Raw genomic sequence first — 13,751 nt, 5'->3', positions numbered from 1 at the left:
ACTTAGTAGCCACTAATTTTATTATAAACATCATTTATAAGATCTCTCTGCTCTTCTAGAGAACAGAAATTTATATAATCTGAATTTAAAAATGCTTTTGTTTGGTTAAATAATCCTGGTTTGTAATCCTGTTCAAGACTATAATCAACTTCTACTTCGTTTACTTGTACCGATCCAATTTCTTGAATTTGTAATTTTTCAAATGGCTTAAATATAAGTCTGTGTTTAGGTGTAATTACTTCTAAAAACCATCTTCCTGGACCTTCCCAATTTGCGTGATAAGAAAATAAAGCATCCTTATCAGTAATTCCTGAACCTGTATAAGTTGAACCTGTAGGGTGCCAGTCTAAACTACCTTTTCTATAACTACTCATTTCTTTTGGTTTTCCTGCTAAATAAAAAGCTGTATCAACTACGTGAGTCGAGTTTCCTAAAAACCAATTATTCAAAATTACATCACTGAAATCATATGTTTTTATAACATGTGCCCATTCAGTAAACTCAAACGTTAATGAATTAACTCCCCCATCTTCCTCTATGATTTCTTTAGCTTTTTGAACAGACGCGAAAAACCTTCTATTGTAAGCTAAAACGATTGTTGCATCTTCATACTTTTTTGATTCATTATACAGATGTTCAATTTCTTCTGAAGTTGCCACTCCTGGCTTTTCTAGTAAAATTTTCTTAGCACCATTTTCCAAAAGTGCAATGGTTGTTGATTTTAACGAATCTATACTCGAACCATTTATAAAATGAGAATAATTATTTAAATCATTAATTTCAATAAACTTATCCAAACCACCAATAAAAGTATTCACTTCGAATTCTTTTTCAAATAGAGTTGCATTCTTCTGTCCTCTTCCAACAACATCAAATGGGACGTTCATTCCTTTTAGGACTTTTGCATATTCCTTTGCCATAAATCCAGTCCCTATTAATAATACTTTTTTCATAATCTTTTTTATGTTATTGGGCAAATTGTGTCAGATGAGTTTTTTGCAAATAATTTCTCATTAAAAATCTTAAATAACTCTAAATGAGATTTTTCTGTATCTTTTAATTTTGTTAATTGACAATTATTGTTAAATATATCTTCAATAATCACATTGCTTAACATGCTAGTAGGGATAATCTGAAAATTTTCTCTCCTAACTTTTCCTTTAATTACAGAAACAAATTCCTGAGAATTTTCATTTAGTAAATAAGTATTTTCACCTTTTTGAATATTAATAGTTACTCCTCCTACATATTTTGGCTCTGCAACTAAAAGAATATTATCTAAAGCTTCATTAGTAAATTGCATTGTTCCTGTAAACTCCTTATATATACTTCCTCTCCTATTAGGTTCTTCCAAAACATCAACAATTGCACTTATATTTGAAATCTTATTAGAATCAGAAATATATTGAAAAATATCAATGTAATGAATGGCATTACAACCTAAGCCAAACTCCCCTCCATGAACAGTCATACTTATTTTCCCTTCATTGATTTGACTTAAATCTTTCTTGATTCGATTATAAGCTTCAAAATATCTATTAACAAAATTACAGTATACCTCAGAGTTGGTAGATTCAACTAAATCTAAAATTTCTTTAAACTGATCTCCTGATTGGAAAACAATTTTTTCAATTAAGAATTTTCTATATCCTTTATTTATTAACTCTTTTAATATATTAAATCTTGGAGCTGAAGAAGTAGCTACAACAGCAACATCTAATAAAGGTACATTTTTTAAGTTATCGTACCAAATACAATCTTCTAACTTAGCACCTATCCTAACTAAATTAGTTTGAATGTTTTCCTGAGACAATTCCAAAACATGCACTTCATATTTTGTCTTATCTTGAAGAAAAGCTTGCACATGTCTGCAGCCCATCATCCCAAAACCGACTACTAATACTTTTTTCTTTTGCATAACTTACTTAGTATCCTTTACACCATCTCCAGCAACTGTATGATTCAGTTTCCATTCTCCGTCTACTTTAGACCATAAATGATCTGATCTCCAACTGTCAACAACTTCCCAGAAATAATCTTCAGTAATATCACAAAACTCTAAGAAGGTTTTAAAATACTTCTCAGGAAATTCTCCATCGTATTTTCTTACTAATTGGACACCTTCTTCCCTTGTAATATGACCGTCTCTAATTTCATGTGCTGAATCAGATGTGCATCTACCTAAACCAAATTTAATGTATGCTAAATAATAGTGGAATCCGTCAATTTTATCATCTAAAGAAGCGTACTTAGAATAAGTTCCTTCACTTCTAACTGGATTAGCACTAAAGCCAGTGTTATCAACACAATAATAATAGTTCTCCTGTGGTGTCCATTTTTTATAATAACCATAAAAATGAATCTCAGTTCCCAATGCGTCTAATTCTTCGTTTGAAGGTGGCATATATGGTTTTAAATTATTTTCACTAATTCCATAGTTTACTAAATCCTCTGGTCCAATTCCAGAAAAATAATGCTTCTTATGATCTGATTTATAATCTCTATCTGGTTTGAATGCGTTTTTCATGTCTCCTCCATATTCTACTTCTCCATTTTCACCATACATTATTAGGGGTATTTTATGTTGTACAGCTACTTGTAATGGAAAATTTGTCTGTCCGTAAATGAAAGGCTGAAAAGGATCTCCTAGTATCTCAAAAGACAACTTTGTTAATTGCTTATGTGTTTTACCAGCAGGCTTACCAATTATGTTTGCTAAATCCCCTTCTAATATCATATTTTGAATATTCTGAAAACCAATATCTGTATATAGGTTTGGAGCCCAAGTAACGGTTAATGGGTTCATCCCATATTTATGTTTAAGTTCATGAGCAATATAAGCTGCGTCCTTACCTCCACTACATGGAACTAAGACATCATAAGAACCATCATTCCTCCTATGCCTATCCAAAAGAGTCATTAATTCTCTTTCTCTATCATCCCAATTGATTTCATTTTTCTTAAACTCTGCATAATTACATGCAGAGCACACACCATGCTCATCAAAAGTAATTCTTGGTCTTTGGTTTGATATTGTACATTTTACACAAAACTTTACTTCGTTAGGTAAATTATATCTTTCTTGCGTGTTCTTATTTTCTACTTTCATTTGTTTTGTTAATTATATCTTTAAAGTTTCTATAAATTTTTAATCCTTCCTGACCAGATTTTTCGGGATGAAATTGAAATGCAAATATATTATTTTTATTCAGAGAAGAACAATATTCTACCCCCCCATAATTAGTAGTACTTAACACTTCTTCCTCCTTAACAGAATCAGCATAAAATGAATGTACAAAATACATATGTTCGTTATTATTTATTCCATTTAGAGGAGTATTTTCTTTAAAGCAGTTAATACCATCTGGCACTGTAATATTGTTCCATGTTATTTGAGGGACTTTAACCTTCTCATTGTTTAAAGGGTTAATTATCGGAAATTTTTTACAAACCCCTTGGAAAATCCCTAATCCTTTGGTACTCCCAAACTCCTCACTTTCTGTAAGTAGCAGCTGCATCCCTAAACACACTCCCATCATTGGTTTACCTGAATCCGCGAAATCAATTATCGGTTTAACCAAATCAAGCTTTTCAAGATTAATCATGGCATCTTTAAATGCTCCAACTCCAGGTAAAATAACTGCATCTGAAGATTCTATCACTTTTGAATTGTTTGTTATTTCTGGATTCATCCCAACATATTCACATGCCTTTAGAACACTAAATAGATTACCAATTCCATAATCTATTATTGAAACTTTTGTAGTTCTACTCATAATAAAATAACTTATTATCTAACATTAATATTGCCTTCTGACAAGTATGCTTTTAACTCTTTTATTGTGGTGGTTTTTAAATTTTTTACAGATCTTCCGCTAAGTAAAAAGTCGAAATTTCCTTCCGAAGCTCCGCTCATGTCACCTCTATTATTCTTTATAAAATCATAATGTAACACACCCGCTGTTGATACAGCATCTATATTACAATTTTCAATAACTTCTTTAAAATGTTCTTTTTTACCTGCTCCTCCATGCACTATAAGCGGTACACTAACATTACTGGCAATTTCATTAATCAATTCTTCATCAAAACCTCTACCTGTTCCTTCTCTATCAACTGACGTAATAATAATTTCACCAGCGCCTAAATCTTGAACTTTTTTTGCCCAATCAACAACCTCTACTCCTGTGTATTCTCTACCATTATCAGTAAAGCAAAAATACTTTCCTCCTTCTTGTTTAATAGCCTCAATTGCAACAACTATAGTAGAAGAACCAAATCTTAAAGCTGCTTGTTCTATTACTTTAGGATTCTTAATAGCAGCAGTATTTAATGATACTTTATCTGCTCCTGCTCTTAAAACTTGTTTGATATCATCTAGTGTTCTTAAACCTCCACCTACAGTAATTGGTATAAAGATATTCTCTGCTGTTTGTGAAATAATGTCATGCAGACTATTTCTATCATATAATGAAGCTACTACATCCATAAATAGTAGTTCATCTGCTCCATTTTCATAATAAAATTTTGCGAAATCTGATGGCTTGCCAAGCACTCTTAAACCTTCTAAATGAATACCTTTAACCAAATTAGGTCCTTTAATATCTAATCTAGGAATTATCCTTATTGTCTTCATGTAATCTCTTATTAATAACTGTTTCTGCTATAAGCCAATCAAATTCTGTATCAATATCTATGGAATAAATTGGATCATCCATGATATATTTTTTTATCTTTTTAAACTCTTTAATACTTTTACTTTTTAAAGAGTTAATATTGTAAATGTATATTGAACCATTAAAAGCATAAACTTTTGGCGAATCTTGTCTTCTATTAACTTCTGACTCTTTGCTTTTTTTTAGATACCCTTCATGATCTTCCTCAAAAAGATTGAAATAAGGAGAATCATGTGACTCTTTTACAGATACTAGAAGGTCTAAATTTTCACTCCAGTTATTCAACATATTTTGCAAATCACTTTCTTTTCTAAAAGGTGTTGTAGGCTGCAAAAGTACTAATATATCATAATACAAGCCCTCAGACTCATAAAAGTTAACTGCATGTTGAAGAACTTCATATGTTCCAGCATTATCAGTAGCTAATTCATCAGGTCTTTTAAAAGGTACTTTTAACCCATGTTTTTCAACAGCTGCTATAATTTCATCACTATCGGTAGAAACACAAATATTAGGTTCTTCTGTAAATTTCCTAGAGAAATCTATCGCTCTCTGTATAAGCGGCTTACCCTCAATTATTCTAATATTTTTCTTTGGCACTCCTTTCGAACCGCCTCGTGCAGGTATGACAAACAGTGCTTTCATTAAAATTTTATTCTTTTTACATCTTCTTGAGCCTTTTCAAAATCTTTATGTTTACCTATGTCTAACCAATATTGTCTTGTTGGATAAGAAATAAGCTTCAAGTCTTCTTTTATCAGTTGTTCCATTAAATCCGTACTATTAAAAAATTTGTTTTCAGGGATTTTATCAAGTATTGATCTTTTAATTAAATAGATTCCTCCATTTGAAAAATACGTATAAGTTGGTTTTTCTTTAAAAGATAAAACTCTATTATTTTCAGTCTCCATTACAGCATAAGGAATATCTACATCATAAGGAATAGTTAAAACTGACATGTCAGCATCTTTCTCAATGAAATCCAAGAAAAAATCTTCATAATCTAAATTCGTTAAAATGTCAGAATTTGTTACAAGGACGTAATCATGCTTAAAGTTTTTTATATTACTTACAGCCCCTATAGTTCCAAGAGGATTCCTCTCATAAACATACTCAATGGAAATATTCCTACTACTTCCATTCCCTAAATGTTCTTCAATTTGCTCTCCTAAATATCTCACAGAAATCCAAAAATCGTCAACACCATATTTTCTCAATCTATCTAGGTTGTAATCTATAATTGCCTTGTCTCCAATTTTTAATAATGGTTTAGGTACATTATTAGTTAATGGACGAAGTCTACTTCCTAAACCTCCTGCCATTATAACGGCATCAATCGGTAAATAAGACTCCATCTCTCTGAAGTTTAATATATTTTGAATATTTCTGTTATTATCTATAACAGGAATTAACTCATAGTTTCCTTTTCGCAGCTCAATAATTTGATTAATTGAATAAGAAGATTTTTCAAGATACTTTGATTTTTTATTAGTTACATTCAAAACTTCATCTTCTATTGATATTCCTTTTAAAAGTCCTCTACGAATATCTCCGTCAGTAACACTACCTATTAACTTTTCAGATTCATCTACAGTAAAAAGAATTGTATCAACCCCGACATTACTCAATAATTCAAGAGCTTCTTTTATTGTTTTCTTTTCTTTAATCAAATGTTTTTTGTAGTCCATTTTTTAGTCAATATTTGTATTATGGTATTAACAGTATTTTTTTTGTAATACTTATTACCTCCTTTGTAATTTCTTTTAGATTTAATATTATCAGCTGCCTGTAAAATTTCATCTATTACAAAAGGGACATCTATAATATTCGCACTTCTAAGACGACCTGCTTGCCTGTCTCCAAGATTGATAACGTATTTTTCAAACGAAGCAGCTTCAATAATTCCACTTGAAGTATTACCTAATAAAAATTCTGAGGCTTTCATTGCAGCAAAATAATTCTCTTTACCAAAATTATTAATCAAACTTACTCGATTAGGATAATTATCTTTTAAGGTAAAAAACTCTTGTCTATATAAACTTCCCATAGCATCGGCATTTGGTAAAGTAATGACTATGTGAGTTGACTCAGAAAGAAGCTCTAACGCTTTATATATGACTTTGCTATAGTTTTTGTTACTATCAATATACATTGTTTCTGGATGAACAGTAACAAGGATAAATTTTCCTTCAGGGATGCTAAACTTACATCTAACATTTTCCCATAGTGGCAGCTTCATATTATCAATATTATCAAGACTTAAAGCTCCTACATTATAAACTTTATCTGATGTCCCAATTAAATCTATAACCTTATTTTTAAAGTTTTCAGCAGCTACAAAGTGAATGTTAGAAGCCAAAGTGATTTGATGTCTATAAATATTATCTGTCGCACCTAGAGTTGTTTCTCCCCCATGAAAATGAACAAAATTTACCTGAAATGGGATTCCTGCTTGAACAGCAGCATTCATTTCAAATCTATCTCCCAATGCGAGAACATAATCATAAGAGGAAAATTGCTTCCAGTAGTTTGAAAAATTAATGATAAGTTCACCATAACCTCTGGCTATATCTATAACCTCATCATTTATAGGCATACCTTCTACTTCATGAACTTCGCCAAAATTATCTTTCTTAATAATAGAAACTGTGTAAGCATGTTTTTCTTGTAAGTGCATGCCAAAAACGATTAACGTTAAGTCAATATTTTCTATTAAAGCTAGTTTCTGGAGAAGAGGTTTATATATACCGTAATCAGCCCTCGAACTAGTCAAAACTCCTATTTTCATATTAAATCGTCCCAATTTAATTTGTGGAATTCTTCTAGATTTTTATTTACTCTCATACCTATCACTTTATCCCAATTCATAGATGATATACCATCACCAGGTCTTAACGAAATAAGATCTTTTTCTGTAATTACATCATCTTTTTTTAATTTTCTACTAAGATGAATACTTTTTCGAGCAACACTCTTATTTTTTAACTCACTTTTGCTCGGTTCTTTAATTCCTGATCCCTCCATTGCCTTTTCTATATTCCGAATTGAGCTTACCATCAATTTTAGCTCATCAGGTTCTAATGAAGCTCTATGATCAGGTCCCTCCATATTCCTATCAAGTGTAAAATGTTTTTCAATAACCTTAGCACCTAATGCAACTGCGGCAATTGGAACCTCAACTCCTAATGTATGATCTGAATAACCAATATTAACGTCTAGCTCTTCTTGGATATGTAGCATCGCTCTTAAATTCACATCTTCCATTGAAGTCGGATACTCTGTATTACAGTGTAAAATTGTTAACTTGTTGATGTCAACACCTTCTTTAACGAGAACCTCTACAGCCTCTTTTACCTCCTGAATATCTGCCATACCTGTTGATAATACAATATCAGAAAATAATCGTGCTATTTCTTTAAGGTAGGGTAAATTAGTAATTTCACCTGAAGGAATCTTAGCTAAACGAATTCCCAACTTATACAAAAAACCTATACTTTCAAAATCAAATCCTGTTGATAAAAATTTTACTTTCTTATTTTCACAATAATTTTTTAAGTGATAATGATCCTCATAAGACAACTCCAATTTTCTTAGCATCTCAAATTGACTATCATTATTTTTAGTATTTACCTCTTGATAATCAGCTCTTTTAGCTTTTTTTGTTACAAGTTTACTAGCTTTGAATGTTTGAAACTTAACATAATCAACCCCAGCCTCAGCCGCCACATCAATTAACTTTTCAGCTAATTTAATATCTCCGTTATGATTAACTCCTGCTTCCGCTATTATAAGTGTTTTATTCATCCTTTAATAAATTCTCCAGCACTTATTATACTGTTTTGTTTAATTATTATTCCATTCGACACTGTTGCATTACTCCCTACAAAAGTACCAAACTCAACTTTAGAATCTCCATTAACAACAGCACATGTTGAAATATGGCAATAATCTCCAATACAAACACCGTGTTCAATATTTGCTTTAGTATTAATTATACAATTATCACCTATACTAGCACCAGCTCCAATAATTGCATCATGCATAATTATTGTTCCTTTTCCTACTGAAGAGTGTTTAGAAACATAAGCTCTAGGAGAAATAACTGTAGCTAATTGAGCATTAGAAGCTAATATTTTCTTTGAGATTTTTTTTCTAACTTCATATGATTTTATCTGACCTACTGTAATTAGGAAAAAAGTTTTTTTGTTAACATATTTATCAATCAAATCATCACCTCCTAGTACAGGATAGCCTAAAACATCTTTTTGATCTGTATATGCATCCAGAATTCCTTTTATAAAATACTTCTTCTCTGACTCTACAACATCTATTACAGATATACAGTGCCCTCCTCCTCCTATTAGTATTAATTCTGGTTTTTCCATTCAGACCTTATTATAACCTAACACTACTAGGTATATTAACAACTCTATCTTCCAACCACTCAGAATTAGTAAGTGGTCCTTTAAAATTATTCTCGAACATTGGTAACTTATTCATAAGCTGCCAAATTGGTCTAGTCATGACTCCTGCCTCATTACTTTCTTTTAAAAAAGCATCTCTTTCATTTCTATTATTAAATAGTATAGCATTTAACCAAAAATTGCATCTCTCTTCTTCTCTTTCTTTAAAAAAAGTCACCTCTTTATTTTCAAAAAAATTCATATAGGATTCACCTAATACCCTTTTGTTCTCAAGGAAAAAATCTAATTTCTCTAATTGAGCCAACCCAAGAGCAGCGTTTATATTTGGCATTCTATAATTGAAACCAATATTATCGTGAACATATTCCCACTGATGTGGTACTTTTGCTTGAGTGGATAAATGTTTTGCTTTTGTAGCTAACTCATCATCATCTGTCAAAATAATTCCACCTCCTCCAGTAGTCATGATTTTATTTCCATTAAATGAAATAGCTGCAATTCTACCAAAAGTTCCTAAATGCTTTTCTTTATAAAAGCTTCCCATACCTTCAGCAGCATCTTCCACCAATTCAATATTGTAAGCCTCACAAATTTCAGCGATTTCATCTATTCTACAAGCATGCCCAAATGTATGCATTGGCATACATGCCTTAATTCTGTTATTTGTAACTTTATTATAACACTCTCCGTTTCTTTGTACTGTGTTTTTCTCTAAGAAGTCTTTTAAAGCTAAAGGAGATAATCCCATTGTATCCAAATCTACATCAATAAATACTGGGATAGCATTTGAGTACAAAATACCATTGGTTGTTGCAATAAAGGTTAACGGTTGAGTTAGTACTTCATCTCCTGACTTTACACCTGCTACTAGTAATGATAAATGAAGAGCGTTAGTACCATTAACACAAACAATAGCATGTTTAGACTTTGTATATTCTGCAACTTTTTTTTCAAATAAATCAACAAACTTGCCTACACTGGAAACAAAAGTTGAATCAATACATTCATTTAAATATTTTTTTTCATTCCCAACAAAAACAGGAGCATGTAAAGGAATAAAGTCATTAGTACGAAACTCTTTCCTTATGAAGTTTATAAATTCTTGATACATTACATTTTAGAATCTAAAGATTTTCCTAACTCCTTATGATCGAAGTTCATTAGAAAACCTTTCATTATATTAACAATATCTTCTTTTGTTGTTTTTTCATTATCAAATGCTGATTTTAATGAATGAAACAGTTCATTGACTTCTGACATTTTGCGAATATTCAAATCTGTCACAACACCAAGAGCTTTATATCTATCTAATGAAACTTTCTCATCCTCGGTATAAAATTCTTCATAAGGCTTCTCTCCTGTTGTATTGCTTCCTGAAAAGTGAACTGGATATTTCTTATCAAACTTTTCTGCAGCTTTTTTAATGGCTTCAGCATCAGAAGAACAATAATCAATCTCATACCCATTTTCTTCGAGTAATTTAACAGCCATATTCGAAAAAGTCATAACTTGTTCTTCTTTTAGCTTAGGAAAATATATTTCACCTGTATTACCTAAAACACAAGCTAATAAACAAATCTGCCCACTTTCTTCAGGTGAAACAAAATAGCGTGTTACATCATTAGGAGCTGAAATTGGTTGATGCTTTGAAATTCTTTCTAAAAATCCCTGAGGTAAGGATCCGTTTGAAAAAGCAACATTAGCAAACCTTGCAGTAGTTACTGGATATATCGAAGAATAAGTCATAATTAAGTCTTCCATTATCTTTTTACTACCTCCCATTATATTAACTGGATTTGCTGCTTTGTCAGTTGAAACACAAAAAAAATGCTTTGGTGGGTACTCTACTAATATATCTAATAATTTCTTAGCGTTTAGGACATTATTTTTCATAAGAGCTTCAACTGAAAATAAGTCTTTTTCACTCCTTACATGCTTATGCGCTGAAAAATTTGCTACTATGTCAAATCCACGTCTTTTTTTAAACATTTTAAAAAATACTGGCTGAGCATAATCCATTGGATATGTAACATAATCCTCTGGAACATTAAATTTTTCTGTGCTTCTAATATCTCTAGTAAGTTCTGTTAAACCATTTTCATTGATATCAACAACTACTAGACTTTTTGGTTCAAAAGGCAAAAGAGCACTAATGAATGAACTTCCTATTGTTCCTGCTCCACCAATTACTAATACTGATTTATCTTTTATCCTTTCCGATAATATTGTCTTGTTATTTTCAATATCATCCAAAAACATACTCTCTAATCTTTTAGTTACGAATTTAGATATAAAATTGTTTATACTTAACATTATACTTGTTTGAATTAAGTGTGTTAGTTTTTATTCGTCAAAAAATAATACTAAAGTGTTTTTGTTCTTAAGCTATCATCTAAGATGTTTTTCACATCATAAATTACCGTATTCTCTTTTTTTAACTTCATATAATCTAATGATTTAAACTCATTATGACCAACTGTTACCACTATAGAATCAAATTTTTCTGTTGGCATTAATTTAGTAGAAGTTAAATTGTATTCTTCATGTACCTCCTTCTCATTTGCCCATGGATCATAAATAGTTACATTTACCCCATAAGATTTTAATGATGAAATAACATCGACTACCTTAGTATTTCTTACATCTGGGCAATTTTCTTTGAATGTTATTCCTAATACTAAAACCTTAGCATTTCTTATATGAATATCTTTTTTTATCATCATCTTTATAACCTCAGAAGCGACATAATCTCCCATACTATCATTTAGTCTTCTACCTGCTAAAATAATCTCTGGATGATAACCATACTCTTGTGCTTTTTGAGCTAAATAATAAGGATCAACTCCAATACAGTGCCCTCCAACTAGACCTGGTTTAAATGGTAAAAAATTCCACTTGGTACCTGCAGCTGCTAAAACATCGTGAGTATTAATATCCATTAGCCCAAATATTTTAGCTAACTCATTAACGAAAGCAATATTTATATCTCTTTGAGAGTTTTCAATAACTTTAGCTGCTTCTGCTACTTTAATAGTAGGAGCTAAATGTGTACCGGCTGTTATTACTGATTTATATAAATCATCAACTTTTTTTCCTATTTCAGTTGTAGAACCGGAAGTCACTTTTAATATTTTCTCTACAGTATGTTCTTTATCTCCTGGATTAATACGCTCGGGAGAATACCCTGCATAAAAATCTTTATTAAAAACTAAACCTGAAACTTTTTCTAAAACTGGAACACATTCCTCTTCTGTAGCACCAGGATATACTGTTGATTCATATACTACAATATCATCTTGTTTTAACACTGCCCCTACTGTTTCGCTAGCTTTAACTAATGGGGTTAATACAGGTCTATTATTTTTATCTACAGGAGTTGGTACTGTTATAATGTAATAATTACAGTCTTTAATATCCTCTATAGAAGTAGAACAAAATAAACCGTTAGAATTTGAGGGTTTATCAACTAATACCGATTGTAAAACATCGTCAGCCACTTCTAATGTAGTATCTTTACCAGAAATTAATTCTGCTACACGTTCAGTATTAATATCAAAGCCTATTGTAGGGTATTTAGTTGCAAATAGCCTTGCTAATGGCAACCCCACATAGCCTAAACCAATAACTGCAATTTTTGTTTGTTTCATTTTTATAAGTTTTCCCAATACCACTTTACCGCTTCTTTCAATCCTGATTGAAGAGAAAACTGTGGATTATAATTTAATAGTTCTTTCGCTTTATCTATACTTGACAATGAATATGGAATATCTCCTTGCCTATTAGGCCCATGCTTTGGAATTATATGACTTATTTTTTCATCAAATTCAGAAAGATGTTCTTTTAAGTAAGCAACTAAATCCAATAACGTATTTCTATCTCCATAAGTTACATTATAAACTGTATTTATTGAATTTAGAGCTTCTGTTTCTAAAGAAAGGATATTAGCTTGTACAACATTATCTATATAAGTAAAATCTCTTGAGTATGTTCCGTCTCCATTTATAATAGGAGCTTCCCCTTTCATTAATAAGCTCACAAATTTTGGTATTACAGCTGGATATGCTCCGTTTGGATCTTGTCTACGTCCAAATACATTAAAGTATCTCAATCCTATTGTTTCTAATCCATATGTTTTAGAAAAAACATCAGCATATAACTCATTGACGTATTTAGTAATAGCATAAGGAGATAAAGGCTTCCCTATTTTATCTTCCACTTTTGGTAATGATTCTGAATCTCCATAAGTAGAAGAACTGGCAGCATAAACAAATCTTTTTACTCCAACATCTCTTGAAGCGACTAACATATTCAAGAAACCACCTATATTAACATCGTTAGAAGTTATTGGATCTTTAATTGATCTAGGAACAGATCCTAGAGCTGCTTGATGTAAAACATAGTCTACATCTTTTACGGCCTTTTTACAATCTTCCAAACTTCTAATATCCCCTTCAACTAAAGTAAATTTATCGTTACTAAGAAAATGCTGAATATTCTCTCTCTTTCCTGTTGCAAAATTATCTAAACAAACAACTTCGCTATCCTTTTCTATTAGCTTATCACAAAGATTATACCCTATGAATCCAGCACCTCCAGTAATAAGTATTTTTTTATTTCTAAGTTTATTTTGTTCTTCCACTAATAATTTACT

The 13,751-nt window shown here is 31.0% G+C and carries 14 protein-coding genes; all 14 read right to left on the bottom strand.

Features of this window, described 5'->3' with window-relative positions:
• Positions 1-2 precede the first annotated feature (2 nt).
• Genes EV195_RS14580 through EV195_RS14515 form a run of 14 tightly spaced genes read right to left on the bottom strand, consistent with a single transcriptional unit; the run spans position 3 to position 13,739 of the window.
• Complete coding sequence (locus EV195_RS14580; protein WP_132795704.1) at positions 3-953, bottom strand: Gfo/Idh/MocA family protein; 951 nt, start codon at positions 951-953, stop codon at positions 3-5.
• 8 nt (positions 954-961) lie between these two features.
• Entirely contained in the window at positions 962-1,918 is a 957-nt protein-coding gene (locus EV195_RS14575; RefSeq protein ID WP_132795703.1) for a Gfo/Idh/MocA family oxidoreductase, read from the bottom strand.
• A 3-nt stretch (positions 1,919-1,921) separates the two neighbouring features.
• On the bottom strand, positions 1,922-3,109 hold the full coding sequence (locus tag EV195_RS14570; protein WP_132795702.1) for an N-acetyl sugar amidotransferase: 1,188 nt from the start codon (positions 3,107-3,109) through the stop codon (positions 1,922-1,924).
• Positions 3,093-3,776 carry an imidazole glycerol phosphate synthase subunit HisH gene (hisH, locus tag EV195_RS14565; RefSeq protein ID WP_132795701.1) on the bottom strand — a complete coding sequence of 228 codons (684 nt, stop codon included), beginning with the start codon at positions 3,774-3,776 and terminating at the stop codon, positions 3,093-3,095. The genes EV195_RS14570 and hisH overlap by 17 nt, the downstream gene beginning before the upstream one ends.
• A 14-nt stretch (positions 3,777-3,790) precedes the next feature.
• A complete protein-coding gene (hisF, locus tag EV195_RS14560; protein WP_132795700.1) occupies positions 3,791-4,636 on the bottom strand; it encodes an imidazole glycerol phosphate synthase subunit HisF in 846 nt (281 codons plus the stop codon).
• Positions 4,611-5,321, bottom strand: coding sequence for an acylneuraminate cytidylyltransferase family protein (locus EV195_RS14555; RefSeq protein WP_132795699.1), 711 nt, complete (start codon positions 5,319-5,321; stop codon positions 4,611-4,613). The genes hisF and EV195_RS14555 overlap by 26 nt, the downstream gene beginning before the upstream one ends.
• Entirely contained in the window at positions 5,321-6,364 is a 1,044-nt protein-coding gene (locus tag EV195_RS14550; RefSeq protein ID WP_132795698.1) for a nucleotidyltransferase family protein, read from the bottom strand. The genes EV195_RS14555 and EV195_RS14550 overlap by 1 nt, the downstream gene beginning before the upstream one ends.
• Positions 6,343-7,449 carry a UDP-N-acetylglucosamine 2-epimerase gene (gene neuC, locus EV195_RS14545; protein WP_207899794.1) on the bottom strand — a complete coding sequence of 369 codons (1,107 nt, stop codon included), beginning with the start codon at positions 7,447-7,449 and terminating at the stop codon, positions 6,343-6,345. Before neuC ends, EV195_RS14550 begins: the two co-directional genes overlap by 22 nt.
• 11 nt (positions 7,450-7,460) lie before the next feature.
• Complete coding sequence (neuB, locus tag EV195_RS14540; RefSeq protein ID WP_132795696.1) at positions 7,461-8,480, bottom strand: N-acetylneuraminate synthase; 1,020 nt, start codon at positions 8,478-8,480, stop codon at positions 7,461-7,463.
• Entirely contained in the window at positions 8,477-9,061 is a 585-nt protein-coding gene (locus EV195_RS14535; RefSeq protein WP_132795695.1) for a NeuD/PglB/VioB family sugar acetyltransferase, read from the bottom strand. Before EV195_RS14535 ends, neuB begins: the two co-directional genes overlap by 4 nt.
• A gap of 10 nt (positions 9,062-9,071) precedes the next feature.
• On the bottom strand, positions 9,072-10,211 hold the full coding sequence (locus EV195_RS14530; protein WP_132795694.1) for a LegC family aminotransferase: 1,140 nt from the start codon (positions 10,209-10,211) through the stop codon (positions 9,072-9,074).
• Positions 10,211-11,413, bottom strand: a complete 1,203-nt coding sequence (locus tag EV195_RS14525; RefSeq protein ID WP_132795693.1) for a polysaccharide biosynthesis protein — start codon at positions 11,411-11,413, stop codon at positions 10,211-10,213. The genes EV195_RS14530 and EV195_RS14525 overlap by 1 nt, the downstream gene beginning before the upstream one ends.
• A 50-nt stretch (positions 11,414-11,463) precedes the next feature.
• A complete protein-coding gene (locus tag EV195_RS14520) occupies positions 11,464-12,747 on the bottom strand; it encodes a nucleotide sugar dehydrogenase (protein WP_132795692.1) in 1,284 nt (427 codons plus the stop codon).
• 2 nt (positions 12,748-12,749) lie between these two features.
• Positions 12,750-13,739: an SDR family oxidoreductase gene (locus EV195_RS14515; RefSeq protein ID WP_243693132.1), complete on the bottom strand. Its 990-nt coding sequence runs from the start codon at positions 13,737-13,739 to the stop codon at positions 12,750-12,752.
• Positions 13,740-13,751: the final 12 nt, after the last annotated feature.

It is taken from the genome of Tenacibaculum skagerrakense, assembly GCF_004345825.1.
GTDB classification, from domain to species: Bacteria; Bacteroidota; Bacteroidia; order Flavobacteriales; family Flavobacteriaceae; genus Polaribacter; species Polaribacter skagerrakensis.
The sequence above is the reverse complement of the archived record's forward strand: the minus strand, read 5'-3'. Positions and strand labels throughout refer to the sequence as shown.